18 protein-coding genes and 1 tRNA gene are annotated in these 19,980 nt (G+C 35.0%); 7 read left to right on the top strand and 12 right to left on the bottom strand.

Annotation, left to right across the window (positions count from 1 at the left end):
* Positions 1–37 precede the first annotated feature (37 nt).
* Complete coding sequence (locus BMY96_RS12920; protein WP_092852843.1) at positions 38–577, bottom strand: DUF1599 domain-containing protein; 540 nt, start codon at positions 575–577, stop codon at positions 38–40.
* Between the two features lie 146 nt (positions 578–723).
* On the opposite strand from BMY96_RS12920, the gene folP reads away from it, so the two are divergent.
* Genes folP through BMY96_RS12905 form a run of 3 tightly spaced genes read left to right on the top strand, consistent with a single transcriptional unit; the run spans position 724 to position 3,043 of the window.
* The gene (gene folP / locus BMY96_RS12915; RefSeq protein WP_092852841.1) at positions 724–1,548 is read left to right on the top strand and encodes a dihydropteroate synthase; all 825 of its coding nucleotides are present in this window, start codon (positions 724–726) and stop codon (positions 1,546–1,548) included.
* A gap of 11 nt (positions 1,549–1,559) precedes the next feature.
* Positions 1,560–2,222: a hypothetical protein gene (locus tag BMY96_RS12910; RefSeq protein WP_092852838.1), complete on the top strand. Its 663-nt coding sequence runs from the start codon at positions 1,560–1,562 to the stop codon at positions 2,220–2,222.
* A 35-nt stretch (positions 2,223–2,257) separates the two neighbouring features.
* Positions 2,258–3,043, top strand: coding sequence for a diadenylate cyclase (locus BMY96_RS12905; RefSeq protein WP_092852836.1), 786 nt, complete (start codon positions 2,258–2,260; stop codon positions 3,041–3,043).
* A 60-nt stretch (positions 3,044–3,103) separates the two neighbouring features.
* Here the strand turns inward: BMY96_RS12905 and BMY96_RS12900 are convergent, their stop codons facing one another.
* From BMY96_RS12900 to BMY96_RS12890, 3 genes are all read right to left on the bottom strand, one after another.
* Positions 3,104–4,873 carry an ABC transporter ATP-binding protein gene (locus tag BMY96_RS12900; RefSeq protein ID WP_092852834.1) on the bottom strand — a complete coding sequence of 590 codons (1,770 nt, stop codon included), beginning with the start codon at positions 4,871–4,873 and terminating at the stop codon, positions 3,104–3,106.
* A complete protein-coding gene (gene truA / locus BMY96_RS12895) occupies positions 4,874–5,617 on the bottom strand; it encodes a tRNA pseudouridine(38-40) synthase TruA (protein ID WP_092853089.1) in 744 nt (247 codons plus the stop codon).
* Positions 5,618–5,924: 307 nt separating this feature from the next.
* On the bottom strand, positions 5,925–7,178 hold the full coding sequence (locus BMY96_RS12890; RefSeq protein WP_092852832.1) for an NRAMP family divalent metal transporter: 1,254 nt from the start codon (positions 7,176–7,178) through the stop codon (positions 5,925–5,927).
* Between the two features lie 248 nt (positions 7,179–7,426).
* On the opposite strand from BMY96_RS12890, the gene BMY96_RS12885 reads away from it, so the two are divergent.
* Positions 7,427–7,936, top strand: coding sequence for a metallophosphoesterase family protein (locus tag BMY96_RS12885; RefSeq protein ID WP_092852830.1), 510 nt, complete (start codon positions 7,427–7,429; stop codon positions 7,934–7,936).
* A gap of 5 nt (positions 7,937–7,941) precedes the next feature.
* On the opposite strand, the gene BMY96_RS12880 is transcribed toward BMY96_RS12885, so the two are convergent.
* Positions 7,942–9,519 (bottom strand): FAD-binding protein, encoded by a 1,578-nt coding sequence (locus tag BMY96_RS12880; protein ID WP_092852828.1) that lies wholly within the window; start codon positions 9,517–9,519, stop codon positions 7,942–7,944.
* An 18-nt stretch (positions 9,520–9,537) separates the two neighbouring features.
* Positions 9,538–9,888, bottom strand: coding sequence for a hypothetical protein (locus BMY96_RS12875; RefSeq protein ID WP_092852826.1), 351 nt, complete (start codon positions 9,886–9,888; stop codon positions 9,538–9,540).
* Between the two features lie 442 nt (positions 9,889–10,330).
* Here BMY96_RS12875 and BMY96_RS12870 point away from each other — a divergent pair, with 442 nt between their 5' ends.
* Positions 10,331–10,759 carry an FKBP-type peptidyl-prolyl cis-trans isomerase gene (locus BMY96_RS12870; protein ID WP_092852824.1) on the top strand — a complete coding sequence of 143 codons (429 nt, stop codon included), beginning with the start codon at positions 10,331–10,333 and terminating at the stop codon, positions 10,757–10,759.
* A gap of 342 nt (positions 10,760–11,101) precedes the next feature.
* Here BMY96_RS12870 and BMY96_RS12865 read toward each other — a convergent pair whose 3' ends face one another.
* Entirely contained in the window at positions 11,102–11,512 is a 411-nt protein-coding gene (locus BMY96_RS12865) for a DUF4293 domain-containing protein (RefSeq protein WP_092852822.1), read from the bottom strand.
* A gap of 184 nt (positions 11,513–11,696) precedes the next feature.
* On the opposite strand from BMY96_RS12865, the gene rho reads away from it, so the two are divergent.
* Positions 11,697–13,340, top strand: coding sequence for a transcription termination factor Rho (gene rho / locus BMY96_RS12860; RefSeq protein ID WP_092852820.1), 1,644 nt, complete (start codon positions 11,697–11,699; stop codon positions 13,338–13,340).
* Positions 13,341–13,836: 496 nt separating this feature from the next.
* Here rho and BMY96_RS12855 read toward each other — a convergent pair whose 3' ends face one another.
* The 5 genes from BMY96_RS12855 to proS form a co-directional block, all read right to left on the bottom strand.
* Positions 13,837–14,199: a hypothetical protein gene (locus BMY96_RS12855; RefSeq protein ID WP_092852818.1), complete on the bottom strand. Its 363-nt coding sequence runs from the start codon at positions 14,197–14,199 to the stop codon at positions 13,837–13,839.
* Between the two features lie 90 nt (positions 14,200–14,289).
* Complete coding sequence (locus tag BMY96_RS12850) at positions 14,290–16,587, bottom strand: DUF7133 domain-containing protein (RefSeq protein ID WP_092852816.1); 2,298 nt, start codon at positions 16,585–16,587, stop codon at positions 14,290–14,292.
* A 131-nt stretch (positions 16,588–16,718) separates the two neighbouring features.
* A complete protein-coding gene (rpsT, locus tag BMY96_RS12845) occupies positions 16,719–16,970 on the bottom strand; it encodes a 30S ribosomal protein S20 (RefSeq protein ID WP_092852814.1) in 252 nt (83 codons plus the stop codon).
* A gap of 27 nt (positions 16,971–16,997) precedes the next feature.
* A tRNA-Glu gene (locus tag BMY96_RS12840) sits at positions 16,998–17,069 on the bottom strand.
* A gap of 173 nt (positions 17,070–17,242) precedes the next feature.
* Entirely contained in the window at positions 17,243–18,721 is a 1,479-nt protein-coding gene (gene proS / locus BMY96_RS12835) for a proline--tRNA ligase (protein WP_092852812.1), read from the bottom strand.
* A gap of 99 nt (positions 18,722–18,820) precedes the next feature.
* Here proS and BMY96_RS12830 point away from each other — a divergent pair, with 99 nt between their 5' ends.
* Positions 18,821–19,963 carry a hypothetical protein gene (locus BMY96_RS12830; protein WP_092852810.1) on the top strand — a complete coding sequence of 381 codons (1,143 nt, stop codon included), beginning with the start codon at positions 18,821–18,823 and terminating at the stop codon, positions 19,961–19,963.
* Positions 19,964–19,980: the final 17 nt, after the last annotated feature.

Here is a 19,980-nt window from a genome sequence, read left to right as displayed (position 1 = left end):
GGAATTTGGAATTTTAGATTTGGAATTTATTTTCGCTTTAATTTTTATCTAATAAAATTAATGCGAAAATTGAGTAATTAATCATATCCTGATAATTAGCATCAATACCTTCACTCACTAAAGTTTTTCCTTTATTATCTTCAATTTGTTTAACACGCAATAATTTTTGTAAAATTAAATCGGTTAAACTGCTAACACGCATTTCTCGCCAAGCCTCGCCATAATCATGATTTTTATTTTCCATAAGCTGTTTTGTAATGGCTGCTTTTTCGGTGTAAAGTGCTGTAGCTTCTTCGGTAGACATATCAGGTTGCTCAACAACACCTTTATCCAATTGAATTAATGCCATAATACAATAATTGATTATGCCAATAAACTCACTTTCTTGTCCTTCATCAACTTTCTGAACTTCATTTTGCTGTAGGCCTCTAATACGTTGTGCCTTAATAAAAATTTGATCTGTTAACGATGGCAACCTTAATATTCTCCAAGCGCTTCCGTAATCACTCATTTTTTTAATAAATAAACTTTTACAGGTATCTATTACGGCATCATATTGTTTTGAAGTATCTTGCATATATGGTGAACTAATTTCAATTTTGCGTAAATTTCGCTTAAATTGTTTAAAGTTCAAAAGTTTAAGGTTTAAAGTTTTGAAGACTACCTTTGATGTTTCAAATTTAAAGTTTTAGGTTTGGAATTTGATACTCGAATTTTAAGATTATGACAATTAATTGCAAAGGCAAACTTATTGATTTATCGTCACCAAAAGTGATGGGCATTTTAAACGTTACACCAGATTCGTTTTACGATGGTGGCGCGCATAAAAACGAAGCTGAAATTTTAAAACACGTTGAGCAAATGCTTAACGAAGGTGCTACGTTTATTGATGTTGGCGCGTATAGTTCGCGCCCTAATGCCGACCATGTTAGTGAAGCCGATGAGTTAAAGCGTGTTATCCCAATTATAAATCTAATTTTAAAGGCGTTTCCAGAAACCTTACTATCCATAGATACTTTTAGAAGTCAAGTAGCAAAAGCCTGTATTGATGCTGGTGCTTGCATGATAAATGATATTTCGGCTGGAAAGTTAGACGACCATATGTTGCAAACTATTGCGAAACTGCGTGTACCGTATATTATGATGCACATGCGAGGCACTCCCCAAACCATGCAACAACAGACAAATTATACTAATTTGGTTAAAGATGTGCTCTTTTATTTTTCTGAAAGAATAGCTAAAGCAAAAGATCTTGGTATTGCAGATGTTATTATAGACCCTGGTTTTGGTTTTGCTAAAACTTTAGAGCAAAATTTTGAATTGCTGAATCAATTAGAGCTTTTTAAAATAACTGAAAAACCTTTACTTGTAGGTATTTCTAGAAAATCTATGATTTATAAAACCCTTGAAACCTCAGCCAATGAAGCTTTAAACGGCACCTCTGTTTTAAATACAGTTTCGTTGCAAAAAGGCGCTTCTATTTTGAGAGTGCATGATGTTAAAGAAGCTATGGAATGCATAAAATTAACTAGATTATTAGATTGTTAGATTGTTAGAATATGAAGAACCTAATATACGTATTGCTTTTAACTGTTTTCTTTTCCTGCGGAAATGATAAAGTTGTGTTACTACCAGAGATTAATCATTCTGAAATTACAGAAATCTTAGATGTTTCCCCTGGTTACTTATTTTACGATGAAACTAAAACGGATAGTGTAGAACTAAACCGAAAAAACCTAATAAGCACTACAAATTGGTTGATTAATGTTGATAAACGCTTAACGCTTAAACAAGTTTTTCCGCATATAAAATACCTTCAAGATAAAAAGGCCAATTCTAGTCATAAAAAGGAAGGCGTTAAAAACTATTTTACCTGCAATGATATTAGTAATAAAAATTTAGGATTTATTGATTTTACAAATGTCGCCTATGTTACCGACGCTAAAGGATATATTAAAGACTTAAAAACCGCCCACGCTAATATTGTTATCCTTAACCAAAAGAACATAAGAATAATAACCTCCAACAACAATGTTTTACAAACAACAAAAGCAACATTAGTGGAGACTATTAAGGACCTTTTTCAATTAGAAGAAACCCTTTTGTATTTAGAATTTTATGACAGTCTTAGTTTTCAAGATTATATCACAATAAAGGCTTTAATGACTAAATTGAATCTCGAAAATATTGAAATATCAAATCACGAAATTATTTTTAATTAACCCTTTTTTACTAAATTTACCAAAACCCCTTTCCATTGGATATTTTTAAAGACCTTTTAAAATTTACCCTTGTCGATATTATAGATGTTATTCTAGTAGCACTGCTACTTTACTATGTTTACCGACTCATTAAAGGCACCGTTGCCATTAATATTTTTATTGGAATTATTATAATTTACGGCGCTTGGATGCTAACCGATTTTCTAAACATGGAGCTTCTTACCGGCATATTTGGTGGCTTTATGAAAGTAGGTATTATTGCCTTAATTGTGGTTTTTCAGCCAGAAATACGGAAGTTTTTGCTTATGGTAGGATCTACAAATTTAGGAACTCGTGGTAAATTTTTTCAGCAAATAAATTTTTTAAAAACGGAAACCACTAACGAAACCGATATTGATGCTGTAGTTTCGGCATGTAACAAAATGTCTATGTCTAAAACAGGAGCGTTAATTGTTTTTGAGCGTAATAACAACTTAGATTTCTTATCGCAATCTGGCGACGAAATGAATATAAAAGTTACACAGCCCATTATTGAAAGTATCTTTTTTAAAAACAGCCCTTTACATGATGGAGCTATTGTGGTTAGCAATAATATTGTAAAAGCTACGCGTGTTATTCTTCCTGTAAATAACGAAAAAAACATTCCGCAGCGTTTTGGTTTACGCCATAGAGCAGCTATTGGTGTTACCGAAAAAACCGATGCCTTAGCCTTAGTTGTTAGTGAAGAAACAGGGCATATTTCTTATTTTAAAGATGGTGAATTTGTTGTTTTTGAGGACACTACAGAGTTAACCACTATAATTAAAACCGATTTAGCGTAGTTATAATGGTTTAGATAATAATATTAAAGAATAATTATTTACTAGTTAAAAGTATTCTATTTAAGCAACTTCCTCTTTTAAAAACTGAACCTCGTATAAATTTCTGTAATAGCCGTTATCTTTTTTAAGTAGCTCGTTATGGGTACCTTGTTCTACAATCTCACCAGCATCCATTACTATAATTTTATCTGCTTTTTTAATAGTTGCTAAACGGTGTGCAATTACAATAGATGTTCTGCCTTTTGTAATTTTATCGGTAGCATTTTGAATAAGTTGTTCTGAATACGAATCTACAGACGATGTAGCCTCATCCAACACCAAAATACTTGGGTTGGTAACATAAGCACGTAAAAAGGAAATTAATTGACGCTGCCCCGAAGATAACATAACACCACGTTCCTTAACGTTGTAATTATAACCATTTGGTAAACTCATAATAAAATCATGAATCCCAATATCTTTTGCAGCTTGGTACACTTGTGCTTCGGTAATTTCTGGATGGTCTAAAGTAATATTATTCATAATGGTATCTGCAAACAAAAACACATCTTGCAAAACCACAGCAATTTGATTTCTTAAAGCGGCTAAAGTCACACTTTTAATATCAATTCCATCAACGCTAATAACGCCATCGCCAATTTCATAAAAACGATTTAGTAAATTAATAATAGTGGATTTCCCTGCTCCCGTAGCACCAACTATGGCAACCGTTTGGCCTGCCTTCACATCAAAAGAAATACCTTTAAGCACTTCTTCCTCTTCAACATAGCTAAAATGCACACCTTCAAATTTTATATTCCCTTTAAACGATTCTGGAACTTGTGTACCATGATCATCAATTTGCGATGTTGTATCGATTACTTTAAACACACGAGTAGCAGCTACCATGCCCATTTGTAGCGTGTTAAACTTATCTGCTATTTGGCGCAACGGCCTAAACAGTAAAGGCATAAACATAACAAAGGCAACCAAATCTCCTTGGGTAATAGTACTATCGTCCACAATCATGCGTAAACCACCATACCAAGCAACCAAACCAATGGTAATGGATGCACATAAATCTGGTAACGGAAAAAATATAGAGTTATACCAAACCGTTTTAAGCCAACCTTTTTTATGCCGTTCATTAATTTCTTTAAAGTTTGTGTACTCAACATCTTCACGGGTAAACAATTGTAAAATTTTCATTCCTGTTAAGCGCTCTTGTACAAAACTATTTAAGTTAGACACTTCGGTTCGCACTTCCTCGAAGGCCTTTTTCATATACTTCTGAAAAATTCTTGTGGCATAAACCAACAATGGCATCATTATAAAAACAATTAAGCTAAGCTTAAAGTTTATATATATCATAACTCCAAAAACCACGACCATAGTCAATAAATCTTTAAAAATCATGAATAGACCTTGTCCAAAAATATCGGCAATACGTTCCATATCGGTTACCGCACGCGTAATGAGTAAACCTACCGAAGAGTTGTCGTAATATTTCATTTTAAAACGCAGTAAATGGTCAAAAAGTTTAACACGCACATCCTTTACCAAATTTTGCCCCAACCAAGCCGCATAGTAAATAAATAGCAACTGAAAAACCGTTTGCACAATCAATACCACAAGCATTAAAATAATATAAATCAAAAAGTCTTTTTCCACTCTGTTTCCAATACTATCATCTATGGCGTATTTAGTAATATATGGCGTTGCCGAACTAAAAATAGCCAATAAAACCACCAATACATTAAGTCCAAAAAATACCGCCTTGTAAGGCTTTATATATTCAAAAAGACGCTTAAAAAGCTTAAAATCAAATATATTTTCTTTCGTTTTACTCATTTATAATTTTATGTCTTTTGGGTACTCAATATCTGTTAAATACAAACCATGTGCTGGCACCGAAAACCCTGCTTCACTCCTATTTTTAGAAGCTATAATGGTATGTAAACTTTCAACCTCAACTTTACCAAGTCCAATATTAATCATGGTTCCTACAATGGCACGCACCATGTTTCTTAAAAACCTATTGGCTTTTATTACAAAATGCAATTCGCCATTTTTAACCAACCATTCAGCTTGCATAATGTCGCAATTATACGTTTTAACATCGGTATGCGTCTTAGAAAAACATTGAAAATCTTTATACTCAAATAAAATTTTCGCAGCGGCATTCATTTTATCCACATCCAAAGCATGTTTTACATAAAAACAATGGTCTACATTAAACACATTCTTCTCTATTGCCACGCGGTACACATACGCTCTACTCAAGGCATGAAAACGAGCATGAACATCGGCTTTTACCTTAAAAATATCGCGAATGGCAATATCGGTAGGTAAAAAAGAATTTAACTTATAAATTAACTTAGGCGTATCAAAAACAACATCGGTATCAAAATGTGCAAATAGCTGTGTTGCATGCACACCAGCATCCGTTCGTCCTGCACCCATAATGGAAATAGGCACGCCCAACAAGGTGCTTAAAGCCTTCTCAACAACCTCTTGTACTGTTATTGCATTAGGTTGAATTTGCCAACCATGGTACGCCTTACCATTATAAGAAAGTTCTACAAAATACCGCAACACTTTTGTTTTTATCAAGACACAAAGATAACTAGATTTACGCTTCCTATAAAGCGTGGCTTCTTAATTAAATATTAAAAGATTACTAGTGCTACTTCCCGTAATAGAACAAAGTTGTTTTGTATAGAGAAATTGGGCGCCTGCCTGCCGGCAGGCAGGTTACCACGAGGGTCGGGCTTTCACTACTCACTCCTTCCTTCGTCAGGGAGTTCAAACATGCCGTTCAATCCCTAACGCACATAACTGCTAAGGACATTATTTAAAAAGTTATTTAGGCTAATTTGAGAAACTAATAGAACTGAGCGCCTTAAAAAATTACAACCCAAGCATAATAAATCGCTAAACACGATAAGAAAAATATGCCAGCATAAGTTAAAAGTTGCAATCCTTTTTTAGGTTTGTCACCTTCCGGAATATCGCTACTCATTACATTTTTTAAATTCATATACCCCACAATAGGCGCCAACACAAAAGATGTTGCGGTGGCAATGGCTAGAATTAAGCCCATATTAGCACCCAAAGTATAAAGTACAACAATACTCATTAAAGCTATTGCAACAATGCCTATTACATAATACTTTTTACCTTTAAATTTATCGTGCTCGCCAACAAGCAAACCAATTATATCCACACTCACTCTCGAAATAGCATCATGCTGTGTTAAACATGTACTATACATTGTTGCAAAAGCAGAAACAGCTATAAAAACATAAGCCCAATTACCAATATGCGTTGTAAACAAATTAATTACCTGATCTGCAAAGGTTACAGCATTACTACTTAATTCTGTTCCAGAACCATAAAGCGTCATACAACCAATAACTAAAAAGAAAATAGCCAATATGGTGGTTAAAATATATCCAAAATTGAATTCGCGTAAGGCATCTTTAAGTAATGGTTTACTTCCATCTATATTATATTTCTCTGCACTCCAAAGGCTTAACCAACTACTAGCCTCCACTGCAGTAGGCATCCAACCAATAAGCGTAATTAAAAACAATATACCTAACTCGTTAAAGATGGCTGGTGGATTAAAATCTACTATAGGAGTTACTGGACCTACTTTTATAACAAGCACTGTTGTGGCCAACAATGCGAAAAATAAAATGGGTATTAAAAATTTTAAAGTAGTCTCTAAAAGCTTATATTTTCCTATAATTAATATTATACTATTTACAATAAATAAGCCCACAGCAATTGTAGTAAACGAGATATTTTGAATACCAAAAAGGTTTATAAAAAGACCCGCAGTAATAGAACATAATGCCGCAGGCCCCGCAATACTTGTTACAATTGTTATAATAGCATACAACCATAAATACCCTCTGCCTCTATTATTATAGCCTTCAATAATACTTTTCCCAGTAATATTGGTATACCGAATACCAAACTCAAAAAACGGATATTTTAATATGTTGGCTAATACTATTGGGATAATCATAATCCAACCATATTGAGCTCCAGCTTTTGTAGATAACACGAGATGCGAAGTACCAATAGCCATACTTGCAAATAGTAGTCCGGGACCAAGATTTTTAATTAGCATTTTAAATTTTGACATGGTGGTGGTTAGTTTAGTTATTTTTTAACTAATAGTTAGATTTTAATTTTTGAGTATCTTCCATTTTACAAAAATAAATTGAGCATAAACGAACTTTGGACATAATAAATAACATTAAAAATTTAGTAAACAGCAAGAAAAAAACAAATTAACAGATAATATCCTACACTTATATTATAAATAACATTAACTAGTAGTTTGCAACAATTAATTATAACTTTACCATTATAAACTACAGTTACGAATTAATGACCAAAATACTCCTCCTATCGGACACGCATAGTTATATTGACAACGATATTTTAAAGTATGTTAAGCAGGCTGATGAAGTTTGGCACGCCGGAGATATTGGCGACTTAAAAGTTACCGACGCCATAAAGGCTTTAAAACCATTACGCGGTGTTTATGGTAATATTGATGGTGCTGAAGTACGCGTAGAATTCCCAGAACACAACCGTTTTATGTGCGAGGGTGTCGATGTTTGGATCACGCACATTGGTGGCTATCCACCTAAGTACAACCTTAGAGTTAGTGACGCTATAAAACAAAACCCACCAAGACTTTTTATTTGCGGACATTCGCATATTTTAAAAGTAATGCCCGATAAAAAACTAAACCTAATCCATATGAATCCTGGTGCCGTAGGCAAACACGGTTTTCATAAAGTTAGAACCATGCTTCGTTTTACAATTGACGGCAAAAAAATTGAGAACCTAGAGGTTATCGAATTTCCTGTGAGACACCCAAAAGAGGTTTAATACTTTTATGTGATGCTTTGATGAATTTTATCTAAGCCACAGTTTTGCATAAACTTGTTACTAAAAACTTGCATTGCTGGTATGGACATGAGTTGGTTTCTAGCATTAATCCAGGAATCGACTGCTGTGTTACCGTACATATTTCTAATAAGGTTTTCGTTTAAATTAAAGTTGATTTTCCCCCAGTGCAACGTGTACGAAATATTTTGTTGCTCCATTTTGTTCCAAACGGCTGTATAAAAATTTCTGGCTACTTGTCCGTCTATACCATCCATTTCTAAAACACAGGTATTATCAAATTTTGTAAATCCTAAGGTGGCTTTAGTGCCTTTTACATAACGCAAAGACAAACCACCAGGAAAAGGCGTATGTTTATTAACCTCCATGATTAGCTCCACTACTTTGGCCGAATCTTTAATATCTATTCCCATAGCAGCACTAGCCACTTTACCTAAAAACTTGGTATAATTAAAAATTTCCTTAATGGTACCGGTTACCACATCTTGTGGTGCAAATGCTCTTTTGTACATAACATTTACCAAAGGCGGAACTGCTAAATCTGATACGGGCGATAAATCGTCTAACAGCTTTGAAATAATACCCAATAAATCTTCGCCAAAAGAAAACTCGTTTGGTCGTTTTAAAAATTGATGCCCATCGTGATAAGGCCGTTTAAACATGTATTTTAAAAAGGCCCCTTTTTCGGTATTGTTAGGTGCAAACTTGTGTAAATTAAACAACACCTCGAAATGATAAAGATCTGTACTACCATCGGTAGCAGCAATGTTAAGATCGGTTACATCTAGCACTTCCATAGCTTTTTTTAATGGATTGCTATAAGCGATATTACCTATTCTGTGCTCTTCTAACAAAAACTGCGGTTCGGTTTCTATCATGACCCCATGTATAAAACCAAAGCTTCCAAAACTTACTAATGCAGCGTTAAATTGGTTGTCGTTTGCAATAAAATCTGCCCCTAACCAATCGACCATATCCTGCGAAGCTACAGGATACGATTTACGCTCCAACCAAATATGTTTGTCTTCGCTAGTTATAATATGCAACCCTACAACGGCATCTTGAATGGCTCCAACACGAATTCCTGCGCCATGAGTTCCGGTGGACAAAGCTCCAGCAATGGTTTGCCCATTACTGGCACCCGATGCTTTTATGGAGCGTTGCGGCCGCTTTTGCGACAGCCTATTGTTTAACTCGTAAATAGCTACACCACATTGCACAAAATAAAGATCGTCTGGTGTTTGTGCGTACTGCGGACTGACTTGCTTTTGTTTGGGTTGAAATGAAAAGTTTAAAGAAACCGTATCGACCAAACCACCTCTTGTAACCCCGACCTTAGAAAACGACCAACCTTTGCCCAAAGCCCGAAGTTTAAGGTTATTGTTTATGGCATGATTAATTAGCCATTGAAAATTTTTGGTAGTTGCAGAGTATCGCGCTCTAGCCGAAGCTCCTGGTGGGTTATAAAGTGAAAAGGACGCATTATCTTCTAGCTGATGCGTAAAGTTTTCATGTTTGTTAGTCCACGAGCCAATAGGCAGTCTGTCTATTCCTTCTGGTATCATTTTTTGAGGTTTTAAAGGTTAAAAGTCCTGTTCTCCATCACTTGGTTTTGCACAACCATATTTTACTTTACGATGATTAACAATACCAAGGGTAACAAGGCTTAATGCAAAATCGGTTAGTGAGGTTTTTACTTCTACCCATGCTATGGCTTCGGAGCGACAAGGGCATTCTACACCTTCGGTATCTGGGTGTAAATCGACACGTTTAACGCTGCCTAAACCCCACAAATAACTCCAATTGGATTTTTCGTGACATTCTAGATTTACAACATTGGCATCATGAGGAGTGGCTTCAACACGGGTGCTTACACAGGATTGAGCGCTAAACCAGATGCTTAGTACTAAAATAATAAGTTGTTTTGATTTCATAATAACACTATTTTAATGGTATTGATTTTATTTTACTTTGCCGTAAAATGTATCGTAATCATTAGTTTATTGCCTTTAGAACTAAAATTCTGAAAGCAACATAAATACTGCTATGTAATTAAATAAGGAAGACACAAATTTGTTATAAATCTGTTTTATAAAGTAACAACTAATTTTCTTAAAATCAAAACATTATAACAGTAAAACCAGTATTTTAAGACCTAAATATTTGCAAATACAGGTTAAATTAGGCTAAAACTTACTTTGGCTGCTGTTTGCACTAGGGATTGAAAAGGAAAGCCCACAGCCCGACGAAGGAGGTGCGAGGACTTGTATTGGAAAGCCCGACCCTTGGGGAGTGCCCAAATTTTAAAAAAACCATGCGTATTCGTTTGATTAGTTGTAATTTTGCCTTTTTAAAAAACAGAAAAGATTATTATTTATGAGTCAAGTAAAAGAAAATGATACGGTAAAAGTACATTACACAGGAAAATTGAGCAACGGACAGGTTTTTGATAGCTCGTTGGAGCGCGAGCCGTTAGAGGTTACTTTAGGTCAAGGCATGTTAATTCCTGGTTTTGAAAAAGGTATTATTTCGATGGAATTAAACGAAAAGAAAACTATTAATATTCCTGTTGCTGAGGCTTATGGCGAGGTGCGTAAAGAGTTATTTTACGATGTAAAAAAGGAACAATTACCACAGGATATGGCTCCTGAGGTTGGAATGGGATTAGCATCGAAAGATGAAAATGGTAGAGAGGTACAGTTTCGTGTTGCCGAAGTAAAAGAAGACTATATTATTGTTGATGCTAACCACCCGTTGGCTGGACATGATTTAACTTTTGATCTAGAACTTATTGAGATAAAGTAAAACAAAGGGCAGCCCCACCTAAATCATCCCCAATTGGGGAGGACTTGCTTACTCTTACGGCATATTATTACTACAAAGCGCATTATGTATTTAAACCAATTTTGTGTGGTAAGTAGATAGATAAATAAAGAAAAGGGTATATAAACTATTATAAAAGTCTGGATGTTATCCAGACTTTTTTGTTGCCTATAGCCACTACCAATAAGGTATTAAAAAACATTTAGAAAAAATTGAAAATTGAGTGTTTCCCTTTTTATGTTGGGATTAAGGGAGGCTTTAAAAACAAAAAAACCCAAAGCTTTCGCTTTGGGTTTTCGCACTAATACTACTAAGATGTTAGGTTTATCGTAATCGATCTACAGATTTTACAAGTTCTTCATCCTTCTTGATGGCCTTATTGGCTAATGCCAATAACACGATAGAAACAATAGGGAGAAGCATCCCAATACCTTTCTCAGAAACCGCCGTCTCTCCAGATACATTTAGTGATTGATACACGAAAAATCCTAGTAAAATAAAGTTTAATATGATGTTAAGTCGACCCAATACAAATTGAGACTTCCTATTTTTAAACATAAAAATGGTTACTAACGATAGTATTGCCGAAGCTAAAAATAGCCCTAAATACAGTAATTCGTCTTTTGCAAACACACTTACACCACTATCTGTAATCCATAAATGGAATACAAATATAAGACCTCCAGATACTGCCGAAGCCAATAATAGGTATATAGTTTGAATGCGTTGTAACATACTTTTTTTAATAACTAGACCGCAAAAATAATAGAATTAATGATAAAAAATAAAATAAAGTTGTATTATTGCAGTAATAATTCACAACAACCGCACTTACAAGCGGTTAATTCTTCAAGATTATAAAAATCATATTTCAGAATTACTCACGTTAGTATTCAATAAAATATCCAATTAAACATAAATGTTTGAAATTTCACAACTAAAAGAGAAAAAACTCACTGATTTACAGGAGATTGCAAAAAAATTGAACGTTCCGAAATACCGTTCATTAAAAAAACTAGATTTAGTTTACCAAATTCTCGATCAACAAGCTGCCGATCCTAAAGCAGTTAAAGCTGTAGTTCCAGAAATAACACCAGAAACTAAAGCTGAACCAGTTGCAGAAAAGCCTGCAAGAAAACCAAGACAGCGTGTACAAAAACCTGTTAAAGCTGCCGAAAAAGCACCAACAACAGATAACGCTGCAGATAGTAAACCTGAAGCTGTTGCTGCTCCTAAAGCCGAAGTTAAAAAGGCAGAAGCACCACAAGCTAAAGAAGAAAAAAAGCCAGTACATAAGCCTAACCCAAGGCCAAAAAACGATACTAAAAAACCTAATCCTAGGCCACAAAATAACCAAAACAAAAATCAGCATAAGAACCAAAAAAATGGTAATGTTGATAAAGGCAATAAAGATAGCAGAAACCGCTACCGTGAGCCAGATTACGAGTTTGATGCCATTATAGAAAGCGAAGGTGTTTTAGACATTATGCAGGATGGATACGGGTTTTTACGCTCGTCTGATTATAACTATTTATCATCGCCAGATGATATTTATGTATCGCAATCGCAAATCCGTTTATTTGGTTTAAAAGTTGGAGATACTGTTTTTGGAAATGTAAGACCTCCTAAAGAAGGTGAAAAGTATTTTCCATTAATTAAAGTAAGTAAAATTAACGGCCAAAACCCAAATGTGGTTAGAGACCGTGTCTCTTTCGAGCATTTAACGCCGTTATTTCCTCAAGAAAAATTTAACATAGCAGAGCGCCAAAGTACCATTTCTACGCGTATTATGGATTTATTTGCCCCTATTGGAAAAGGGCAACGTGGTATGATTGTATCGCAACCAAAAACGGGTAAAACCATGTTACTTAAGGATGTTGCTAACGCCATTGCAGCAAACCACCCAGAGGTTTATCAAATGATTTTGCTTATTGATGAGCGTCCGGAAGAGGTAACAGATATGCAACGTAATGTACGTGGTGAAGTTATTGCTTCTACCTTCGATAAGGAAGCACACGAGCACGTAAAAATTGCCAACATAGTACTTGAAAAAGCAAAACGTTTGGTAGAATGTGGACACGATGTAGTTATCCTACTAGATTCCATTACACGTTTAGCAAGAGCATATAACTCGGTGCAACCGGCATCTGGTAAAATATTAAGTGGTGGTGTAGATGCCAATGCATTACACAAACCAAAACGTTTCTTTGGTGCTGCACGTAATATAGAAAACGGAGGTTCTCTAACAATTATAGCAACGGCACTTACCGAAACAGGTTCTAAAATGGATGAAGTAATTTTCGAAGAATTTAAAGGAACCGGTAACATGGAGCTTCAATTAGATAGAAAAATATCTAACCGTCGTATTTTCCCTGCTATCGATCTTACCTCGTCCAGTACACGTCGTGATGATATTTTATTAGACGATGTTACCGTACAACGTATGTGGGTAATGCGCAAATACCTTGCCGATATGAATCCTGTAGAGGCTATGGAATTTATTAACGAGCGTTTCAAACAAACTAAAAATAACGAAGAGTTTTTAATTTCTATGAACGGATAAAAAACCGCTTATTTTCAAAATAACTAAAAGCTTTGATATTTATATTAAGGCTTTTTTTGTGTATTAATTCGAGTGTATAAATAATTGTATCGATATTAGGGCGTTACCACGCTCATACCTACAAGGTTTTCAAAACCTTGCAGGATCACTTAGGTCGGGCTTTCCACTATACCTGCCTGCCGGCAGGCAGCTCTTTTTTTGCCATTTATTGCAGCAAAAAAAGGATGCCGTTTCAATCCCTAACGCGGGCAAATCTGCTAAATACGGTTTTAAATAACTAATATCAGGCTTGTTTTTAAATGGTAACGTCTAGATTTTTTTTGATTCTCTTGGTTACCCTCCCTCAATCCCTCCTTTTTAGGAGAGAAACTGTTGCGTGTTACTTGCGCTCTTAAAAATCGAGTTACGGACTAAAAGTCTACCCTTGGTTATAAAGCAAAAAAAATCCCGCCAATATAGGCAGGATTCATTTTTATGTATATAGCTTACTAATTATCTAGTAGCTATTTAAAAGATCTCTATATTCTTTTAAATCGGCAATATTACCTTTATTGTTAAGGTTTTTCATAAGTGCAATTACATACTTAAGGCTTTCAACAGGTGCAAGTTCATCGTTAGCTACTACCTCAGCTCCTTCCTCAATAGGCTCATCATCTGGCATAGGTATCATAAAAGACTCTGTAGCTTCAATATGCTCGTAAGTCAACCTTAGCACCTTAACTACCAAAGGAATTTGCTCCTCTAAAGCATAGGTTCTCAATTCCTTAATATCGTCAATTAGTGTATCTGTATTAATTCCTGTCTTATCTAAATTTTTAAGAATCTTGTCGATTAATTTTATTGCTTTTTTATTTTCCAAAAGAGGGTGTATTTTTTTAAACTTATTATAAATGCAAATTTAAATTTTTATTGAATCATAAGTCGTTAATTGCAAATATTTTTTTTCATTTTATTTTACTTTTAACAGCTCTTCTTCTGTAAAACCTAAACCATCAATAGGTTTTTGTTCTCTTAAAGACCTTATTTTATCAATAGATATGTTTTTTGTCTTGCCAGGAAAAGCATTGCGTAAATATTCAATAATACTTTGTATATCTTCATCGGTAAACTCAGGGTTATTTGCTAAACCTGGCATAGCAATATTTAAATCGTATAAATCGCCATTTACATGTATTGGTCCAGATAAACCATGTAAAATAACAAGTGCTAAACGTTCAGACGATTCTGTAACGTACTCAGAGTTTTGCAATGGTGGCGCCAAACTTTCAATACCTTCACCCTCTACCCCATGACAGGTAGCACATAAATTTCTAAATATATTATAGCCAGCAATTCTATTATCTGCTTGTGGCTTTTTTGCAGTAAAAATTATATTTCTTTTGTTTTTGGCCTTATTACTAATGGTGTTGTTTAATACTTGTGCTATTGTACTTTGTTCTGGAGTTTCTAAAGTTTCACCTAAAAAGACTTTATAACTTTCCTCATGGCCTCGTAAACTCGATATTAAAGCTTCTTGATAGGTTAACTGGTCTTTATACTTTAAAGATAACTCTTGCACTAAAGGAAATAATTGATCCTTTGAAAATGCCATCCAATCTCCCAAAGCACTTAAAACATACAAATCTATAGTAGGATTATTTTTTAAAGCTAAATGGTTTACAATTTTAGCTATCGACATAGCTCGATCTTGACTCGCAAACTGCTCCATTAAAAGAATGGCATGACTTATAACATTGGCACTTTGCTCTATATATAAAACCTGTTCTAAAACCTCATAACTAAGCGCATTAATACCATCTAGTGTGTATAACGCGTGTAATTTACTCTCAGCACTACTAGTCTCATTGTTCAATATCTTTTTAAGTAAGGATATTGACTTTGGCTCCTTTTTTTGTATCAACACTTGCTGTGCTCTATCGCGTATCCAGCCATTTTTATGTTTTAGTAAGGCAACCAATTTAGATACACTTTGTTCCTCTACATTAATAAATGCCTCTTGTTTACTGCTGGTATGAGTTACCTTTAAAATTCGGCCCATACCAATAATGGTATCTAACTGTTTTTTGGCATATAACTTTTGCAAATACGGCGTTAAAAACGCTTTATCTTGTATAATACCACGATGCATATCTACAACATACATATTGCCGTCTGGTCCATTAAACAAATTAACGGGTCTGAATCCTTCATCGGTTGATGCAATAAACTCTTTATTAGGAATAGCCTGTTCTGCCGATACCTTGTCTGCCTCAACATTTAAAACATTACGCTTAACTATATTAGCTTCTGGCGCACATATAAAAGCATTTTCTAAATAGTCCGCTGGAAATTTATCGCCACGATATATTAAAGGCCCGCATGCCGAGGTAACATTTATTAATAAACTATCGGCATCTAAAACTCCCTTTTGATAGCCTCTATTTACAGCTGTTGGGTGCAATGGATAAACCCTTTGATTAGGAGTTAGTATTTTATTTAAAAGACTTTTAGGCTTATAAAATTGGTTTTTAACAACGGTATTCGGCAATACATAATCGCCTAATAACTGTCTAGAATTGGTGTTATAATACAGTCTACCAAAATTATCTTTAGTAATACCCCATTGCCCTCTAAATGTCGTTGGGGCTTTAATCCATTGATTATTTTTTAGTCGATACCGGAAATTAGATTTTGCATTATAAATCCAATTATCCAAATGCATCATAAGTCCGTTTGGTTGATGCTCCACATTACCGCCATCCGAATACAACGAATCTACTAGCACTTTATTAACGGGTTTATCATTTTCAATATCTACAAACCAAAGATTTGGTGGTTCGGCATATAAAAGTCCGCCATAAACATGCGCAATAGCTCTAGGCAGCACCAAACTATCCATAAATATTTTAGAATGATCTGCAACACCATCTTGATCTAAATCCTCTAAAATGGTTATCGTTCCATTTGGCATATGGTCGCCAGAACCTGCAAGATTTTGCATATACCCTTTCATTTCAACAACCCACATACGACCTGTATTATCAAAATCCATGGTAACAGGCGCTTCAATGAAAGGTTCGGAAGCCGCTACTTGTAACGTAAATCCTTTTTCAATATGGTATGTATCAAGAGCTATTTTAGGTTCTTCGTAATTTTTGGAAGTACAGGCCGTAATAGACAATAGTAAAGTAAATAAAAAAAGATATTCTAAATTAAAGGCTTTACTTGTTTTATTAAAATAGGTTAAAAAGTTGGAGTTGTTTTCCATGAACTAATACACGTCTTAGTTTGTAAAGTTTATACTTGCGTTTTCACAAAGATTGCATTATAAAATTCAATGCACAAAAAAAAGCCTCTCATTTCTGAGAAGCTTTAAGTATTTTTTAACTTTAAATCTAATTAAAGTGCAGCAACGTGTTTTGCTAAACCAGACTTAAGGTTAGCCGCTTTGTTAGCGTGAATAACGTTTTTCTTAGCTAATCTATCTAACATAGAAACAACTGAAGGAAACATAGTTTCTGCTTCTTTCTTATCAGTTAACTCACGTAATTTCTTGATAGCATTACGAGTTGTTTTGTGCTGATACTTGTTAGTTAAACGCTTAGCTTCGTTACTTCTAATTCTTTTTAATGCTGACTTGTGATTTGCCATTTTGTTTTTTTCTTAATTTTTTAGTTGTAGCCCGTAGGGGAATCGAACCCCTCTTACATGGATGAAAACCATGCGTCCTAGCCGATAGACGAACGGGCCATTTTATTTTGAGTGCGCAAATATAAAACTATATTTTAAACTTGCAAAAAATATTTTCAAATAACTTGCAACGTTTCCATTGCGGATGCAAAAATACAACTATTTTTAAATGTTGCAAGAACTAAATAAAATATTTTTAAAAAATTTTATTTAGTTCCTTTTTTCAACATCAATTAATAGGCTTTTGCGAACAATACTCTACGTTTCGAAGGATTACCAGAAAACACACAAATTCCGGCTTCTTCCTTCCCTTCTAAAGGAATACAACGTATTGTTGCCTTAGTTAGCTCTTTTATTTTGTCTTCTGTCTCAGCTGTACCATCCCAATGCGCAGAAATAAATCCTGTTTTTGTTTCTAACACTGTTTTAAACTCTTCAAAAGTATTTACTTCTGTAATATGCTCATTTCTAAAATCTAAAGCTTTCTTGTATAAATCGTTTTGAATGTCTTTTAAAAGCGCATCAATTTTATCATTTAAACTATCTAGAGCTACAACTTCTTTGGTTAAGGTATCTCTACGCGCTATTTCAACCGTTCCATTTGCTAAATCTCTGGCACCTATAGCAAGCCTTAATGGCACACCTTGCAATTCGTGTTGTGCAAATTTAGCTCCTGGTCTGTGGGTGGTTCTATTATCAAATTTAACCGAGATGTTTTTTCCACGTAAATCACTAATTATACTATTGGCAACTTCTGTTATCGCTTCTAAATCTTCATCACTCTTATAAATAGGAATAATAACCACTTGGTTTGGCGCTAAACTAGGAGGCAACACTAAACCATGATCATCGCTATGCGTCATAATTAAAGCTCCCATTAATCGTGTAGACACCCCCCAAGAGGTTGCCCAAACGTAATCTTGCTTACCTTCTTTATTTGCGTACTTAACATCGAATGCCTTGGCGAAATTTTGACCCAAAAAGTGAGATGTTCCAGCTTGTAAAGCTTTACCATCTTGCATTAATGCTTCAATACAGTAGGTTTCGTCTGCTCCTGCAAAACGTTCACTTTCTGTTTTTAATCCTTGAATAACAGGAATAGCCATAAAATTCTCCACAAATGTGGCATATACGTTATTCATTAATTCAGCTTCAGCTACAGCTTCCTGCTTTGTTTCATGCGCCGTATGCCCTTCTTGCCATAAAAACTCGGCAGTTCGTAAAAATAAACGTGTACGCATTTCCCAACGCACCACATTAGCCCATTGGTTTATTAATAATGGTAAATCTCTATACGATTGTACCCAACCTCTAAATGTATTCCAAATAATAGCTTCACTAGTTGGCCTTACAATGAGTTCTTCTTCCAACTTTGCTTCTGGATCTACTCTTAATTTTCCTGGTTTATCCGGATCATTTTGCAATCTATAATGTGTTACAATGGCACACTCTTTAGCAAACCCTTCTGCATTTTTTTCTTCGGCTTCAAACAAACTTTTAGGTACAAAAAGAGGAAAATAGGCGTTTTGGTGCCCTGTTTCTTTAAACATTTTATCTAATTCTGCTTGCATTTTCTCCCATATTGCATAACCATAGGGCTTTATTACCATACATCCTCGCACTGCCGAATTCTCCGCTAGGTCTGCTTTGACAACCAATTCGTTATACCATTTTGAATAATCTTCCGATCTACTAGTAAGTTTTTTGCTCATATCTTTGTTTTGGCACAAATATTGTGACTATGTTAAAAAGAAAAATAGTTCAGCAAAACTAACTATTTTTGTGATGTTCAACAATAAAATTAAAGAGATATGCAATTTAACAACTACATAAAAGGAAAAGCGCCATTTTTAACCCTAATTGGGCTAGCGTTTGGGCTTGTTTCTTGCGGTTCTTATCAATACGTTGGTGTGGACAGTGATGGCATTTATGGTGGTGCTCCACAAACTCAACAAACTGAACAAGTTGTTGAAACAACAAATGACAACTCAGGTAATTACTACCAAAACTATTTTAGAACAAAATCTATTGAGTCTGAAAACATAGGATACGAAGATGAAATTTTCACAGATATTGATTCTTATGAAAGTGAAAACTATGACGAATCAGATCCTTTAGCTAATGATTATGTAGGTTATGCTGGTTGGGGCCAAAATCCTAGCGAAGTTACTATAAACTATATTAACAACGGCTGGAACGATTGGGGTTGGAACGGTGGTTTTGGCTTTGGATGGAATCGTTGGAACCGTTGGGGCTATAGTGGCTTTTACGGTGGCGGATGGAACAACTGGGGCTATGGTGGTATTTACAATCCATTCTATTGCCCGCCATATTACGGTGGCTTTTATGGTGGTTTTGCTTACAACTATGGTTGGGGCTATAATCGCGGATTTTATAACCGTGGCTACAACAGAGGTTACTACAGCAACAACTATTATAACAACAGACGCTCAATAGCTTATAGCAATAGCAGAAGAAATAGCTATGCTAGCAACAATAATAGCGGTTTAAGTAGACGTAGCTCGGTAAGCACACAAAATAGAGCAACCTCTTCACGATATAATACATCGGCAAGAAATAGCGCCAGTACAGGTGTAACTAGAAGCTCGACAGCATCAACAGTTAGAAGAACTTACAATCCTAATGGAACCCGAGTTTCTACAGGAACAACAAGACGTTCTACCGCAACAAGAACGCCTTCTACAAACTCTACAGCAAGATCATCTTCTGCAGTATCACGAAGAAGCTCAAGTACAGTTTACAGACAGCCTACAACCACGCGTAGCTCATCGTCTAGTACAGCGAGAAGATCTAGTTCTTCACCATCAAGAACAAGCACGTATTCACCAAGTAGCAGATCGTCTAGATCAAGTACTGCATCTAGATCATCTAGTAGTAGCAGAAGCTCTGGCAGTAGTTCATCAAGATCTTCTAGCAGCGGAAGAAGACGTTAATCTTATTTATTTAAAGA

This window comes from Algibacter pectinivorans (assembly GCF_900112595.1).
In the GTDB taxonomy this organism is placed as follows: domain Bacteria; phylum Bacteroidota; class Bacteroidia; order Flavobacteriales; family Flavobacteriaceae; genus Algibacter_B; species Algibacter_B pectinivorans.
Note: the sequence above shows the minus strand (reverse complement) of the source record. Positions and strands in the feature narration are given on the sequence as shown.